This window comes from Lactococcus hircilactis (assembly GCF_009601015.1).
Lineage (GTDB): Bacteria > Bacillota > Bacilli > Lactobacillales > Streptococcaceae > Lactococcus > Lactococcus hircilactis.
The window spans coordinates 1-16,630 of sequence record NZ_WITJ01000019.1 but is presented as its reverse complement, the minus strand read 5'-3'; the positions used below and the strand labels follow the sequence as shown (position 1 = coordinate 16,630).

Below are 16,630 nucleotides of genomic sequence, written 5' to 3'. Positions count from 1 at the left end.
AACTCCTTTCTTTTACGATTTAAATGATGCTCCCTCTATTTTGCAAAATTTTTTTTAAAATGTCAATTGTATTTTTTATTAAAACTAATGTTTTTCAATTATTTTTTTATCATGTTCAAATCGAACATCTGATGTTTAGCTGATGTCAATCGTTTTTTGTCCTTCTAAAACGAATTGCTTTCCATAAACTTCAATCTCAAGTGGTTTTCCTTTGAGCAGTTCAATTTCCACCTGTTTACGCACTGAAATTTTGAGCAACCGTCCACGATAATTGATATGAAAGACATAACCTGTCCATGCTTTTGGTAAAAACGGTGCAAAACTTAATTGTCCATTCCACGTTTTCATTTGTGCAAATCCTTGAACAATCGCAAGCCATGATCCTGTCATAGAAGTGATATGAAGACCATCTTTAGTATCGTTATTATAATTATCGAGATCAAGTCGTGCAGTGCGTTCATACATCTCAACAGCTTTTTCACCCATTCCAAGTTCTGCTGCAAGAATCGCATGAATGGAGGGTGAAAGTGAACTTTCATGGACTGTTAATGGTTCATAAAAATTGAAATTTCGCCGTTTTTCTTCCAAAGTGTACTGATCTCCAAAGAAATAAATCCCTTGTAAAACGTCAGCTTGCTTGATGTATGGACTTCTCAAAACGCGATCCCAAGACCAATTTTGATTAAGCGGAAGATTTTTTGGATCCAATTTTGCAACAGGTGTCAAATCTTTATCCAAATATCCATCATGTTGCACAAAAATACCGAGTGCTTCATCTTTGGGATAATACATTTTTTCAATAATTTCCGCCCATTTTTCAAGCTCTGCACGACTCACCTCAAGATCTGGACGTGGATATTTGGAAAGACTTTCGCTCGTATATTTCAAAACCCAACTGGCCAATGTATTAGTGTACCAGTTATTATTGATATTATTTTCATATTCATTTGGTCCTGTGACCCCATGAATCATGTATTTATCATTTCGTGCAGAATAATGCACCCGATCCGCCCAAAACCGAGCAATTTCAACTAAAACTTCAAGTCCTTCATGCGCGAGATAACGCTCATCTCCCGTGTAATTGGTATAGTTATAGATGGCGTACGCAATCGCACCATTACGATGGATTTCTTCAAAAGTAATTTCCCACTCATTATGACACTCAATTCCTGTGAATGTCACCATCGGATAAAGTGCTCCTGCAAGGCCTTGTTGACGTGCGTTGTGCTGTGCTTGTGGGAGTTGATTTCGACGATACTTCAAAAGATTCTTACTGACAGAAATATCTGCGAGTGCAAGATAGAGCGGCACTGCGTACGCTTCTGTATCCCAATACGTTGCTCCGCCATATTTTTCTCCAGTAAATCCTTTAGGTCCAATATTTAAACGTTCATCTTCACCATAATAAGTTGAAAAAAGTTGGAAAAGATTGAAACGAATGCCTTGTTGTGCTTCGTCAGATCCCTCAATTTGGACGTCCGCAAGTTCCCAACGCGCAGCCCAACTTTCTGTTTGTGCGTCAAGTAATTCTTCATAAGAAATCTCTGAAAGTGAGTCTGCTAGCGCGACAGAAGCATCTGTCAGTGCTGACAGCGATGAATAATCACGGCTCGTAAGTATGGTCACTCTTTTTTCAAAAGTAAGCACATCTCCAGAAGGCAAAATTTCTTCAAACGTGTCCACGACCGCATGATCGATGAACGTTTGATTCGTTAAATCCAAATCCCCACTGATTTCTTGATGCGCAAGCACAGTAAATTGTTCTACACCAAATGGATTTGGAATCGTTTCTGTCATCACGTAAGAGCCATTTTCAGTACTGCCATGATCTAAAATTTTCCAGAAATTCTCATCATAATTAGAATCTTCATTTCGCACGTTAGCGTCAATGAAACTCTCCACTCGAATACTGTGCAACTCTTCATCTGCGTTGTTAAATCCAAATTTGAACACCGCAAGTTCAGGTGTCGCAATCGAAAAGAATCGCTCTGCATTCACGCGCACGCCATAAACCGTATAAGCATAAGTCAGCACTCCATTTTTCATATCCAGTGCCATCTCGAAATTTTCGACAGGTGCCGTCGCCAAATCGACTTCTTTTTGATCAATCCATAACCGAATTTTTGCAAAATCTAGCGCATTAATGGCTTTCCCAAAATATTCAGGATAACCGTTTTTCCACCAGCCCACACGTGTCTTATCCGGAAACCACACACCCGCGATATATGCCCCTTGATGATGATCTGCACTAAATGTTTCAGAAAAATTACCGCGCATTCCCATATACCCATTTCCAATCGATGTCAACGATTCTTGGAGGCGCCGATTTTCAATTTCAATATGATTTGATGTAATTTTCCAGGGATCAATTCCCATAATTCGTGTAATTTGTTTCATGTTTTAATCTTTCTTTCTCTAACATTTTGATGTCATTATGACATTTTGATGTCGTTTTTTAGAACTTCGGCATCAAATCCTACTTCTATCTCTGACTTATTTTTTAAAAACCTGATATTCCCACGCATCTAAGATCATTTTGGCACGAAACGTGCGTGCTTTACTTCCTAAAACGTGTTCATAATTTCTGTCAGTACTGACAGAAGTCGTCTCAAAGTCCAAATGTGCTTTTTTCTGCCCCAAATTCACCAAAATTAAATAATTCTCCCGTTCATAAACAAAGGCTTGTAAATGCCGTTCAAAATGGAATTTAATCGCACCATCAGAAATCGCTGATGACTGATGACGCAAGGCGATCAATTGTGCATAAAGCATTCTCAGTTCAGAATGAGCAGCAACATTAATCGTGGTGTAGTTCGGATTCACCTCCATCCAAGGCGTTCCTGTACTAAATCCTGCATTTTTCTCAGGAGTCCATTGCATCGGTGTTCTTGAATGTTCTCGCGAATTTTTTGTCATTTTCAAAAGCGCCGCTTTCTTATCCCATCCGCGTTCAATCCATTTGTCATACTGAGCAATCAACTCTTTTGAACGCATCTGAGTGACCGATTGAAATGGGAAATTTCGCATGCCAATTTCTTGACCTTGATAGATAAAAGGTGTCCCACGAAGCAGCATATACGCCACCGCAAAAGCTTTTGCGCACGCTTCAGAGCCATCTCCATAAACATCTGGCACTCGTGCTTGATCATGATTTTCCAGATACAACGCATTCCATCCTCGCTCAAGCAAGTCTTTTTGCCATCGAATCAAAGTTTTTTTCATCTGATAAACATGACCATCCCCATTCGCTTTCCTTGCATTATGTTCCAACTCAAAAATCATATTGATGTAGCCAGAATCATCCGTCCAATCCGGTGCTTGTGTTGAGCGCACACCAGAAGCCTCGCCCACGGTTAGCGCACCATACTCATCAAAAATTTCTTTTAAATCCTTCATGTACTGCTCAATTCCAGAAACATTCATAAAGGGAACCCACGGTCCATCGCCGTGCCAAGACTTTATTTTATAAGACCAAGGCATTTTTTGAATGTGTGAAATCGCATCTAAACGAAACCCATCTAATCCCAAATCCAGCCAAAATCTCACCATTTTGTAAATTTCTTTTCTTACTTTTGGATTTTTCCAATTCAAATCGGGTTGTTCTTTCCCAAAAACATGAAAATAGGCTTGTTTTGTTTGCGCATCATAGGTCCACGCAGAGCCACCAAAAAATGAAATCCATTCGTTTGGCATTTTATTAGAACGTGCATCTTCCCACAAATAATAATCACGATAAGGATTATCTTTTGATTTCTGACTCTCCAAAAACCAAGGATGCTGATTAGATGTATGATTAACCACCAAATCTGTGATTACTTTCATGCCCAATTGATGCGCTTTTTTAAGTAACGCCTTAAAATCAGAAAGTTCACCAAATCGCTCATCAATCGCATAATAGTCCGAAATATCATACCCACCATCAACTTGAGGACTTTTGAACACCGGATTAATCCACAAAAAATCAACACCCAATGTTTTTAAATCGTCCAATTTTTCGATGATGCCTTTTAAATCGCCCATCCCATCCCCATTACTATCGTAAAAAGATTTAGGATAAATCTGATAACCTACTGCGTTATGAAACCAATTTTTATCATTATTCATTTTTATAACCTTTTGTCAGTACTGACAGAAATTTTAATCATTACTCATCAGCACTTTTTTTATTATTTCTTCAAGATTGCCGTACTGTAAGCAGGCAACACCAACTTCCCATCAGCCCATTTGACCGCGCCAGAAGAAATCACCAAACTAGAAGCCAAATGATGTCCATTCACAGCTTTAGGCAGTTTAATGGTCTGAGTTTGCGTTGATGAAAAATTATTGACCACCGTCAAATCTTTGCCGTAATTAATGACAGAAAGTGACGAATTTTTCACTTCCACTGCTTTGATTCGCTCACGCGCAAGCGATGGATACAGCGCCTTCACGCGCAAAACTTTTTTATACCATGCTAAAAGTGACTGAGGATTAGCTTGTTGACTGGCGACAGAACCTCCGTCAGTACTGACAGATTCAGTACTTCCTGCAGGAGCTTTCGGTGAATCCGTTTGATTTTGAGTCCATTGCATTGGCAAGCGTTTATTTTGATCAATGCCATCCCCATTCATCCCCAATTCTTCGCCATAATAAATAAATGGATTTCCTGGTAACAATAAATAAGTACTCGCTGCCATTTTTTGACTTGCCAAATTCTGAAACATATTCGATGAGCGATTCGTATCATGATTACTTAAAAACGGTGCATCAATGGCCCCAGCGTAATCCTTATGAATCTCCTGATCCCAATCCGTCACTTGCGTTTCAAACAAATTCCCCTGCGCAAAATTAACCGCATTGTTTAACATACTCGAACTCGAATTCACAGCCAACGGAAAATTAAAGAGTGAATCAATTTTTGACCCATAAATCGAATCAATATCTAAAGCATCCGAGAACACCTCACCAACAACATAGGCATTCTTATCTTGTGATTTAATCGTTTTGACCAACCATTTTGTAAATGCAGTTGTCTTTTGATCATCATTTTGATAATAATAAAGCACCGCATCTAACCTAAATCCAGAAACTCCCTTCTTCAACCAAAACTTCGTGATCTGAGCCAACTCAGCTTTCACATCTGGATTAGATAAATTCAAATCAGGCATGCCTTTATCAAATTCAGACTCATAATATTTGCCATTAGAAGCCAAACTATAGCCCTGTTTTGCTGTGTCTGACCAATTATAATATGCCATATATTTCTGATCGCCCGCCAACGCTTTCTTAAACCAAGCATTTTCAGTAGAAGTATGATTAAAGGGCAAATCCAAAATCACCGCAATTCCGCGCTGTTTTGCAGATTTAATCAATCGCTCAAAATCAGCCATCGTCCCCATTTTAGGATTAATTTCCTCATAATTACTCACATCATAACCATGATATGACGGACTTGCAAAAATAGGCGTCATCCATAATCCATTGACTTTTAAATCTGTCGTTGATTTGGGATTTCCAGTATTTAAATAATCCAAATGTTCGGTGACACCATTCAAATCTCCCTCACCATCACCATTACTATCCGCAAATGATCCTGTAAAAATTTCATAAAAATTTCGATAAAGTGATGAATTGACAGAAATTCCCTGATTTTTGGACGTTTGAGAATTCACTTCTGTTTTCATTCCCGAATGACAAGCACTCAACATCCCTAACGCAATAAGCCCCAAAGTTGCTGTAACAATTCGTTTTTTATTGTTCATCACGATCCATCCGTTCTTTAGATTATTTATTTTTTTCCATTATGTCACTTAAAATACAAGATTTTTCCAACAATAAATTTAAAACTTTACATTTTATTAAAATTTCAAAAATAGCAAGATTAATCCGACATCAACCACTAAGCCAATTCCCCATGCCATCCAAAAATACCACTCCCGCGTTTTATGATGCCAAATTTGTCCCCCTAAAAAAGCACCCAAACCACCACCAATCACGGCAAGAAACAACAATACGCGTTCAGGAATCCGCCACAAATGATGGATTGCTTTATATTTATCGACTCCATAAAATCCAAAAACCACAAGATTATACACACCAAGAATGATGAGTAAAAATACGTGAACGCCCATCTCAGTCAACCTCAACTGCAAAAGCTTCCCATGGTTTTAAAGTGATTCTCAAATCGTCCAATTTTCGTTCCACATTCTGAATGACCACCTGACGCGGTACAAATCCTGATGCGAACTCATTTTCTTCATCTGATAAATTCACTACCACCAAGTAACTCTTACTTTCATATTTTCTGACGTATGCAAAAACATTGTCCGCCGTAGCAATCAATTTAAACTCTCCATCTACGACCCAAGGGTTCATTTTACGTAACGCGATCAGTTTTTTATACGTATAAAAAATGGAGCTTTCATCTGCTAATGCTGCTTTAACGTTGACGTCATGATAATTTTCATTGACTGATAACCAAGGATTTCCCGTCGTAAATCCAGCTTGACTCTCGTTCGACCATTGCATTGGTGTGCGCGCATTATCACGTCCGACTTTACGAATAAACGCCATAATTTTCTCTTCTGACACTCCTTTTGCTAAGCGTGCATTTCGCATGTTGAGCGATTCTACGTCGTTTAGTTGATCTACCGTTTGAAAAGGAAAATTCGTCATTCCAATCTCTTCTCCCTGATAAATGTACGGCGTTCCTTTCATCAAATGCAATAAAATCGCAAATGCTTTTGCAGACCGAACGCGATAAACCCCATCATTTCCCCAGTTTGAAACAACCCGAGGCAAATCATGATTATTCCAAAATAAAGAATTCCATCCTTTTTTTAATCCTTGCCATTTTTCAAAGATTTCCTTTAGTTTAGGCACCGACAACGCACCAGCTTCCCATTTTTCACCATGTTCAGGATATGTCGAAGTGATGTGTTCAAACTGAAAAACCATTGACAATTCTTCACGTTCAGGTGCTGAATAAAGTTCAGCAATTTCAGGAGTGGCTCCCCAAGTTTCACCGACCGTAAGCAAATCTTTATCTCCAAAAGTTGCCCGATTCATTTCGTGTAAATACTCATGCAATTTTGGACCGTTTGCTGTAATTCCGCGATCAATCTCTTTTCCAATCATATCGATCACATCCATCCGAAAACCACCGATTCCTTTATCAATCCAATCATTCATCATTGCAAAAACTTCCTGATGAACTTTAGGATTTTCCCAGTTCAAATCGGGTTGACGTCGGCTAAATAAATGCAAATAGTACTGTCCTGTTTGTTCATCACGTGTCCACGCAGAACCACTAAAAATAGATTCTAGCTCATTTGGCTCATCACGCCAAATATAATAATCACGATACTGATTATCTTTAGATTGACGTGCTTCGACAAACCATGCGTGTTCGTCAGACGTATGATTCACCACCAAGTCCATGACTATTTTAATCCCACGCTGACGCGCCTCAGAAATCAACATATCCATATCATCCATCGTCCCAAAAATATCAGCAATTGCACGATAATCAGAAATATCATAACCATTGTCATCCATCGGACTTTGATAGACAGGACTTAGCCAAATCACTCCAATTCCTAGCTCCGAAAGATAATCAAGCTTAGAAATAATGCCTTGTAAATCACCAATGCCATCGCCATTTGCATCCATAAATGAGCGTGGATAAATTTGATAAACCACTGTTTTTTGCCACCAATGATGTTTCATACGTCCTCCAAAAAATTTTTTATCTTATTATTCATAAATCGCAAATCCATAATGCAATACATTTTGACCCTCAACTAAATTTGACAAAATAATTTGATCAGCCACAAAATAAGCAGGCCGATTTCCAACATTAAAGATGGCTTTTAATTCTCCTCGTTCAAATTTCACAATGCCATTTTTATCATCAACGATTTTCCAGTCCATTGCTGCATTTGATAAGGTTTCTGCATAGTCATGCCGAAAAGCAACCAAACTTTTGAAAAATTCAAACATCTGTAAGTCCTGATGTGCTTCATCCCACGGCATACATTTACGACAATCTGGATCTCCTTCACCATCTAAAGCATATTCATCTCCATAATAAATACAAGGTACACCAGGCTGTAAATAAGTGAATGCTTCGACCAATTTCATCAAGTTTTTATTCCCATGAGCAATACTCAAAATACGAGGGGTATCATGACTATCTAATACATTAAACATCACCTGATTGCATTGTTTGCGATACAGCATGAGCTGCGCATTAATATTAGAAACCATTTGATCCAGCGTGATTTTTTTATTAATAAAACCATCTTTAATTGCATCCGTATAAGCATAATTCATGACTGAAGAGAATTCATCTCCCACCAACCAAGGCTGTGCAGAATGCCACACTTCACCCAGAATGTAGAAATCATCTTTGGCTCCATCACACGTCGCACGGAATTTCTTCCAAAACGCATGATCAACCTCATCAGCAACATCTAAACGCCACGCATCAATGTCAAATTCATCAATCCAGTACTTTGCGATGTGTAACAAATGTGCTTGTACTTCTTTATTTGCTGTGTTAAGCTTAGGCATATGAGGTGTAAAAGCAAACGTATCATACGTTGCATCCCCTGCATATTCAAAATCAGGATCTGGCGTATAAGATGCTGGCCATTTATTTACATGAAACCAGTCCGCGTATTTAGACGCTTGTTGATTTTTAAGCACATCCTGCCATTGATCAGAAAGATCTCCAATATGATTAAACACAGCATCCAACATGACCTTGATTCCACGATCGTGTGCTGCAGAAATCACCTTTTTAAACAAGGCTTTATCGCCAAACTCAGGATCAATTTCTAAATAATCTTCTGTATCATATTTATGATTAGAAGCCGCTTTAAATACAGGAGTAAAGTAAATTCCATTGACCCCTAATGCCGTGAGATGATCCAGATGATCCAGAACACCCTGCAAATCTCCACCATAAAAATCTTGACGATCAGGATTTTCAGCTGGATCCCAAGCTTTTACTCCTTTGCGATTAAGTGTAGGATCTCCATTGGCAAAACGTTCTGGAAAGATTTGATACCACACAGTTTTTTTCACCCAATCAGGTGCCTTAAACCGATCTGTTTCATGAAAATAAGGCAATCGATAAGCACCATATTTATTACTCACGAGCGTTTCTTTATATGGAAAAATACCCAAATCATTTAAAACAACCTTTTCGCCATCCACCCCAGTAATGACAAACAAATAATCCATTCGTTTTGTTGGTACAGAAACCTCTGTTTCAAAATAATCACACTCAATAGTAGAAAGTGTTTTTTTAAGTTGAATGCTTTTGCTCGCCCAAGTCGTATTATCGTTAATCCAATCGTATGGATCCCCATAGAAAAGTTCAACATCTTCAAGCTCATTTATTGCACCTTTAAGGCGAATATGAACAATATCTTTCGTATAAAGATATGCAAATTCTGACTCTGGACGATGATATATCGCTGCTTTATTCATTTTTTATTTTCTCCTTATGAGTTAAATCTATTAGCACAGAAGTATGGCTAATGCAATTTTAACATAACGGTTTTAAAAACGCAAACGCTTGCGATACTTTTGGGAAATTAAATATTTTTATGTTACAAAATTATTTTTGAAAATGCGATGAAAGCTTTTTAAAGTCATTTTGAAAGCGTAACACAAATGTAATATCTTTTCGCTTGACAAAACGCATACGTTTGCGTAAAATAAGAAGTGTAAAAATTAAAACCGTTTTCATTAGGAGGAAACAAAATGAATTCATGGAAAAAAGTGGCACTCGGCGGAGCATCAGTTCTCGCAATTGCAACACTCGCAGCTTGTGGAAACAGCGCAAGTTCTAACAAATCATCATCAACTTCTACTAACCCTAAAGACATTAAAGGAAATGTAACTTTAATGGTCGACACAGCAACTGTCCCAAGCTACAAAACACTTGCTTCAAACTTTATGAAGAAATATCCAAATGTTAAAGTTAAAGTAGCTACAAATCCAAATGGTTCTGCAAATGCTAAACAAGATATTGCAAAAGATCCATCGAAGTATGCTGATGTGTTTAAAGTACCAAATGATCAACTCGGTGCACTCGCTGAAGCTGGATACATCAACCCACTTCCTGCAAAACAAGTTTCTTGGATTAAATCCAATGACATTGCGATTGCTGGCAAAGCCGTGACTTGGAAAGGCGATGTTTACGCTTATCCACAAGATCAACAATCAAACATCATCTACTACAACAAAGCAAAAATGGCGACTGCTCCTGCAGCATGGACAGATTTCACAGCAGCTACACCAATCGGTACAGATTTCTCTAATTCATACAACTGGTACCCTGCATTCCTTTCTAATGGAACAGTATTATTCGGTAAAGATGGTGAAACTCTGAAAGGAACTGATGCAGACTCAGCAAAAGGCGTTCAAGTATTGAATTGGTTCGCTGCTCAAAAAGCAAATGCTGGTGTTAAAAATTCTGGATCTGCTTTACTTGCTGACTTCCAAGCTGGAAAAACTTCAGCAGTACTTGATGGTCCTTGGGATGCAACAAATATCCAAAAATTCCTTGGCAAAAACATGGGTGTGACAACATTACCAACGATTGATTTCGGTTCAGGCGCTCAACAAATGCAAGCTTTCTCTGGCGTTGGAACTTTAGCTATCAATGCTAAAACTCCTTCTGCTGATATTCCTGCAGCCAATGCACTTGCTCAATACCTCTCTAACGAAGATTCTCAAATGGCACTCTATAAAGAACAAGCAGCAATTCCTGTATCTAAGAAAGCTCAAAACGATTCTAAAGTAACCTCAGATCCAGTAGCACAAGCAGTCATCAAACAAGTAGCAAATGATACTTTGATGCCTAAGATGCCTGAAATGGCAACATTCTGGACTGAAGCAGCTCCAATCATTGACAACGCTTACCTTGGTAAGACTCCTGCTGCTCAATTCCAAACTCAATTGACTAAATTCGTTGCAGATATTTCTAAAGCAATTAACTAAGTTTTTAGAATGTATTAGGGCTGGGCTTTGCCCATCCCTTTTATTTTAAAGAAGGATATATTATGTTTAAAAAGAAAATTAAACTTCCACCTGAAGCAACATTCAAAGAAGTTTGGTCAAAAGGAGATATTGCTACCAAACTAAGTTTCATCGTCATGGGAATTAGCCAATTAAAAAATAAACAGTGGTTAAAAGGAATTTTATTCTTGCTTTCTGAAATATTGTTTATCGCTTGGCTTATCATTGGTGGTATTTCATCAATAGCCGGTTTATCTAATCTTGGTGAAAATAAGACGCTACGTCGTACTGTTGATGCACAAGGTTATCCTGTCACGCTTCAACCTGATGCTTCACTTCCCATTTTACTCTTTGGTGTGCTTTCATTAATCGTTATTGCACTTTTAATCTACATCTATTACGCTAATTTAAAATCAGTACGTCATCTTTATGTACTGAATAGAGACCAAAAGCACATTCCAACAGTAAAAGAAGATTTGAAATCCCTTTTTGATGAACGCATCCATCAAACTTTAATGACAATCCCATTGATTGGGATTCTCGCCTTCACAGTCCTTCCCTTAATGATTAATATCTTGATTGCATTTACCAATTACGACTTTAATCATCAAATTGGATTCTCTTGGGCTGGATTCCAAGCTTTTGGAAAGATTTTCACTCAAGGAAACATTTCTCACACTTTCTTCTCGCTCTTGCTTTGGACCATCATTTGGGCCATCTTAGCTACCTTTACCACCTTCTTCTTTGGTGTTCTTTTAGCACTTTTGATCGAGTCTAAAGGTATCAAAGCAAAAGGATTTTGGAGAACGCTCTTTGTCATCGTTTTTGCAATGCCACAATTCATGTCATTGTTGATGATGAGTCAATTTTTCGCTGACGGTGGACCAATCAATACTTGGTTGGTCAACATGCACTTTATTGGCGGAAACAATCCTATCCCATTTCTTTCAGATCCTACATTTGCAAAAATAACTGTCCTGATTGTTAATGGGTGGATTGGGATTCCTGTATCCATGCTTTTAACAACAGCAATCATCCAAAATATTTCACAAGATCAAGTTGAAGCCGCACGTATCGATGGTGCTAATACTTTTCAAATTTTCCGCGCTATTACATTCCCTCAGATTTTATTTGTTATGACACCTGCTTTGATTCAACAATTTGTTGGTAACATCAACAATTTCAATGTTATCTTCTTGTTGACTGGCGGTGGTCCTTTGAACTCTAATTTCTACCAAGCCGGCTCTACTGATTTATTAATTACATGGTTGTTCAACTTAACAATGAAAGGTGGAATTGCAAACTACAATATTGGCTCTGCCTTAGGTATCTTTATCTTCATCGTTGTTGCAACATTCTCTTTGATTACTTATCGTAGAACTTCTGCATTTAAAGAGGGGGCAAACTAATATGAAGTCTTATAAAACTCAACAACATATTTCTTTAATTTTGAGATATCTTTTACTTGTGATACTCGCTGTCATTTGGCTGTTTCCGGTAGTTTGGATTATCCTAGCCAGTTTTTCATCTTCTACAACAGGGTTCGTGCAAACATTTATTCCAGAACATTGGACATTGTCAAATTACGTCAATATCTTTAATAATCCATTGTTTCCTTATGGAAATTGGTTGCTTAATACCTTTATCATTGCTGTTTTGTCAATGATTATTAGTACCATCTTCGTATTAATCGTTTCATTCTCACTTTCTCGCTTACACTTCAAAATGAAAAAAACCTTTATGCAAGTTGCACTCGTTCTTGGAATGTTCCCCGGATTGATGTCAATGGTAAGTTTATACTACATTTTGAAAGCATTCAATATGCTTAACTTGATTGGTTTGCTTCTGATTTACGTTGGCGGTGCTGGACTTGGTTTTTATATCTTTAAAGGATTCCTAGATACTATCCCAGTTGCAATCGATGAAGCAGCAATCATTGATGGTGCTACTAAAGGGCAGCTCTTCTGGCATATTACTTTGCCTCTGTCACGTCCAATCATTGTATATACTGCTTTAATGTCATTCATCGGTCCCTGGCTTGACTTCCTAATGCCAATGATTTTGTTAGGAACAGGGAGTCCAAAACACTGGACAATTGCCTATGGGCTTCAAAACATGATGACCAATGCAAAAGGTGCTGCTGGAGGTTACTTCCCTCAATTCGTTGCAGGTTGTATCATTGTCGCAGTTCCAATCACGATTCTTTTCATCATCATGCAAAGATTTTATGTCAACGGTATTACTGCTGGTGCTGATAAAGGTTAAACAAAATAAAAAATCGATCCTTAGAATCGATTTTTTATTTTGAAAGATTCGATTTATTGTCCTAATAATTCTTGGGACAACGCTTTATACTTACTCATATTAATTGAGAGTCCCAATCCCCCGTATTTGTCATACGCATTCTTCCAATCATTTGTAGATGGAATCGTTGTAGATTGCACACCTCCACTCATTCCAAATAATGTGGCTAAACCTGTTGTTAAAAAGAACGAATTTGGAATATTGGTCATTGTGACTGCTCTAGCGGTCCCTATTGCACTAGATCCCGTAAATAAGCTCATCGGATTTTTTGCTTTAGAAATAATGGTTTGCATCACTTGTTGCTGACGCGCTACTCGTCCAAAATCTCCTTTATCATCATGACGGAATCTTGCATAGTTGAGCAAGGTTCTTCCGTTCATTTTTTGCGGTCCTTGCTTAATCATCATAAACGTTCCTCCGCCATCAGGATAGCCCAACTCGGCAGCTTGATTAGCGGTTAATGTTTTATCTGATGGCAATGCTCCATCTGTTGAGGCTAAATCATCTGGAACTGGCACCTCATCCATTTTTTTACCGTTAATGGTTGAAAATTGAGCATCAATCTGAACTCCCGAAGGAAAGAGTGAATCAATAATCGTTGCAAAACTTGAAAAATCAACCACAGCATAATACTTAATATTAACCCCAAAATTTTCTTTTAGAGTATCGCTTAATAAGTTGACCCCTTGTTTACTGTATTGCTCTCCAATCGTAAAAGCTGCATTGATTTTAACGTTAGGTTTTCCATAGTTTGTAACACCAGGGACTTTGACCAAAGTATCACGCATGTAACTTACCAAACGAACTGTTTTTTTGTCTTTTGAAAGATGTAAAACCATGATTGAATCTGTATGAGCCACATCTTCTGACTGTCCAGGACGTTTATCTGCACCCAAAACCAGAATGTTTGTTGATCCATCGGAGTTACTAGATCCCGTAAATTTTTCAGCAGCAATCTCGCCACCTTCATGCTTTATTCCGCGATTATATCCATGAACAAAAAAACCAATCATTACAGCAATGATCAAAATAATTATTAAAAGTAAAGATCTAAACCAATGTCTTTTCTTTTTCTTTTTATTTTTTGTACTTTTTTTGTTTTTTGAGGGTTGAGGGTTTGGACCACCATTTAGATCTTCTTGATCATAACGCTCATTTTGACGATAATTAGTATAGCTTGAGTATTGATTATCGTGATTACTCAAGCTATACTGATTTTCATTTTGAACGTCTTGATTTTGCCAATCGTCTCCTTCATCATAAAATTGATCTTGAGAAGTGGATTGAGTACGATTGTATTCATTCAAGAGTTCATTGTATTCTTGTCTTTGTCTGATCGTTAGATAGTCAATATTGCGACTTAAGTATTCTAAACGTTTATATTTTTTTTCATTCATTCTTTTGATATTATACCAAATTTTATTTTTTTGTGTTTAAAAAGTAACAATGTTTTTATACTCAAAATAATTTTTAGGAAGAAAGCTTAAAGTGCCTGTGCTTTTTGCTCAATAAATTGAACGATCTCTTGAATTGACTTTCCTGTACTATCAAGCAATAGTGCATCTGTTGCTTGCTTGAGTGGTGAATTTGCTCGTGTACTATCTTTTCGATCTCGTTCAGCAATTTCTGCTTTAAGTTTTTCAAGTTCTGTCGGAATCCCTTTTAGCTTATTTTCTTTGTAGCGTCGCTTCGCTCGCTCATCTACTGAAGCAACCAAAAATATTTTTAAATCTGCTTGTGGTAAAACAACAGTACCAATATCTCGACCATCCATAATAATACCACCTTCGGCCGCTATTCTCTGTTGTTCTGCAACTAAAAAAGTTCGAATTTCTGCAAGCGCAGCTACAAAAGAAACGTGATTTGTTACTTCGTTCGTGCGGATGAGCGATGTCACATCTTTTGATCCAAGAAAAACCAATTGTCCCTGTTTTGTATTTTTAAAAGAAATTGGATTTTCTTTGATATATGAGATGATTTCTTGTGGTGCTTTGGTCTGTTTTAAAAGAGCAACTGAGGTTGCAGCACGATACATTGCTCCAGTATCCAGATAAATCAAACCAAGATCTTGTGCTACAATTTTAGCAACTGTTGATTTTCCACTCGAAGCAGGACCATCTATTGCAATTTGGATTTTTTTCATAACTTTCCTATCTCATTCTTCTCTTTTATTTTAACTTAATCACTTGTCCAGCATAAATTGCTGAACCATCTGCATTATAACCTGAACTCGTGATATTATTTAAGCTTGCAATCACTGACCATGAAACACCTGTTTTTTGTTCGATCTTACTAGGTGTATCTCCAGACACAATGGTATAACTTGAGCCTTGTGCTGCTGAGCTTGAACTTTCGGAAGTCGAAGATGAGCTTGATGAGCTAGATAAGCTAGATGAGGTGCTTGCATTGCTTGCTTGTGACGCACTGGATTTTTGGATAGAAGAACTTGTAGAGCCACTATTAAATGCACTGATTGCTTTTGAATTTTGTCTTGCACTATTCCATAGGATAAAAGCGATGGCTACTGCCACTAAAACAAACATTAAAACAACTAAAAAGGTTAAAAAAACCGTCGTAAGTGGCTTTTTACGCTCACTTTCTGTTCGATCATGTCGATTAAGATTCTCGGGCTCCTCTTTCATTGCTTTATAAATTTCATTATTCCAAGGTTCTTTCGTTGCCACGACTTTTTCCTTTCTTTTTTTAAAAAATTTTATTATGATACTCTTTATGAAGATTAAAATTATTCCAGACAAATGTATCGCTTGTGGGTTGTGCCATGTCAATGCACCTCGTATCTTTGATTACCATGATAATGGTATTGTAAAATTCTATACGACGTCAGCTTTAGAAGCTGAGGTTCCCACGGACGACCACACCATCACTGCGGTTAAAAAATGTCCAACAGCGGCGCTTCAACTTGTCAAAACTAAATAAAAAAGCGTTAAAGATTTTTGTTAAAGATTTCAAAATCTTACTAAAAGATAGCTTTTATTACATTTTACCATAACTTTTTATTTTATACACGGTTTTTACCGATAATATAGAAAGTATGGGCTTTTTTTTATTTAAATAAACGGCACAGTGGTGCGACATTTTAGAAAAATTAATATTTTATTCTGAAATCGTTTACTATTAGAGTTGATTAAGAATAATTAGTGTAGTATAATGAAAGAGTAATGATTTTATTATTATAATATTATATAGGAGGTTACTCAATTGAGTATCGGAATTGTTATTGCGAGCCATGGCGAATTCGCACTAGGCATTAAACAATCTGTCACAATGATTTTCGGTGAGCAAGAAAAAGTAC

At 37.4% G+C, this 16,630-nt stretch carries 14 protein-coding genes; 5 read left to right on the top strand and 9 right to left on the bottom strand.

The window, feature by feature from the left end:
* Nucleotides 1-135: 135 nt before the first annotated feature.
* From GHI93_RS10965 to GHI93_RS10940, 6 genes are all read right to left on the bottom strand, one after another.
* The gene (locus GHI93_RS10965; RefSeq protein WP_153497070.1) at nt 136-2,397 is read right to left on the bottom strand and encodes a glycoside hydrolase family 65 protein; all 2,262 of its coding nucleotides are present in this window, start codon (nt 2,395-2,397) and stop codon (nt 136-138) included.
* 96 nt (nt 2,398-2,493) lie between these two features.
* Entirely contained in the window at nt 2,494-4,104 is a 1,611-nt protein-coding gene (locus GHI93_RS10960; protein ID WP_153497069.1) for an alpha-glucosidase, read from the bottom strand.
* 62 nt (nt 4,105-4,166) lie between these two features.
* On the bottom strand, nt 4,167-5,741 hold the full coding sequence (locus GHI93_RS10955) for an alpha-amylase family glycosyl hydrolase (protein ID WP_153497068.1): 1,575 nt from the start codon (nt 5,739-5,741) through the stop codon (nt 4,167-4,169).
* Between the two features lie 96 nt (nt 5,742-5,837).
* Entirely contained in the window at nt 5,838-6,110 is a 273-nt protein-coding gene (locus GHI93_RS10950) for a DUF1294 domain-containing protein (protein WP_153497067.1), read from the bottom strand.
* A gap of 1 nt (nt 6,111) precedes the next feature.
* A complete protein-coding gene (locus GHI93_RS10945; protein ID WP_153497066.1) occupies nt 6,112-7,707 on the bottom strand; it encodes a glycoside hydrolase family 13 protein in 1,596 nt (531 codons plus the stop codon).
* A 27-nt stretch (nt 7,708-7,734) separates the two neighbouring features.
* A complete protein-coding gene (locus GHI93_RS10940; RefSeq protein ID WP_153497065.1) occupies nt 7,735-9,477 on the bottom strand; it encodes a glycoside hydrolase family 13 protein in 1,743 nt (580 codons plus the stop codon).
* Nucleotides 9,478-9,753: 276 nt separating this feature from the next.
* Here GHI93_RS10940 and GHI93_RS10935 point away from each other — a divergent pair, with 276 nt between their 5' ends.
* The 3 genes from GHI93_RS10935 (at nt 9,754) to GHI93_RS10925 (ending at nt 13,278) form a co-directional block, all read left to right on the top strand.
* Nucleotides 9,754-10,995, top strand: coding sequence for an extracellular solute-binding protein (locus GHI93_RS10935; protein ID WP_153497064.1), 1,242 nt, complete (start codon nt 9,754-9,756; stop codon nt 10,993-10,995).
* Between the two features lie 62 nt (nt 10,996-11,057).
* A complete protein-coding gene (locus GHI93_RS10930; protein WP_153497063.1) occupies nt 11,058-12,422 on the top strand; it encodes a carbohydrate ABC transporter permease in 1,365 nt (454 codons plus the stop codon).
* 1 nt (nt 12,423) lies between these two features.
* Entirely contained in the window at nt 12,424-13,278 is an 855-nt protein-coding gene (locus tag GHI93_RS10925) for a sugar ABC transporter permease (protein ID WP_153497062.1), read from the top strand.
* Nucleotides 13,279-13,331: 53 nt separating this feature from the next.
* Here GHI93_RS10925 and GHI93_RS10920 read toward each other — a convergent pair whose 3' ends face one another.
* The 3 genes from GHI93_RS10920 to GHI93_RS10910 all read right to left on the bottom strand — a co-directional run bounded on the left by GHI93_RS10920 (nt 13,332) and on the right by GHI93_RS10910 (nt 16,001).
* Nucleotides 13,332-14,714 carry an LCP family protein gene (locus tag GHI93_RS10920; protein WP_153497061.1) on the bottom strand — a complete coding sequence of 461 codons (1,383 nt, stop codon included), beginning with the start codon at nt 14,712-14,714 and terminating at the stop codon, nt 13,332-13,334.
* An 86-nt stretch (nt 14,715-14,800) separates the two neighbouring features.
* Nucleotides 14,801-15,460 carry a (d)CMP kinase gene (gene cmk / locus GHI93_RS10915; RefSeq protein ID WP_153497060.1) on the bottom strand — a complete coding sequence of 220 codons (660 nt, stop codon included), beginning with the start codon at nt 15,458-15,460 and terminating at the stop codon, nt 14,801-14,803.
* 25 nt (nt 15,461-15,485) lie between these two features.
* The gene (locus GHI93_RS10910) at nt 15,486-16,001 is read right to left on the bottom strand and encodes an SAG1386/EF1546 family surface-associated protein (RefSeq protein ID WP_343030370.1); all 516 of its coding nucleotides are present in this window, start codon (nt 15,999-16,001) and stop codon (nt 15,486-15,488) included.
* A gap of 46 nt (nt 16,002-16,047) precedes the next feature.
* On the opposite strand from GHI93_RS10910, the gene GHI93_RS10905 reads away from it, so the two are divergent.
* Both GHI93_RS10905 and GHI93_RS10900 read left to right on the top strand, forming a co-directional pair.
* The gene (locus GHI93_RS10905; RefSeq protein ID WP_153497059.1) at nt 16,048-16,254 is read left to right on the top strand and encodes a ferredoxin; all 207 of its coding nucleotides are present in this window, start codon (nt 16,048-16,050) and stop codon (nt 16,252-16,254) included.
* Between the two features lie 282 nt (nt 16,255-16,536).
* The coding region (locus GHI93_RS10900) for a PTS sugar transporter subunit IIA domain-containing protein (RefSeq protein WP_281347495.1) at nt 16,537-16,630 on the top strand (94 nt) is incomplete at its 3' end.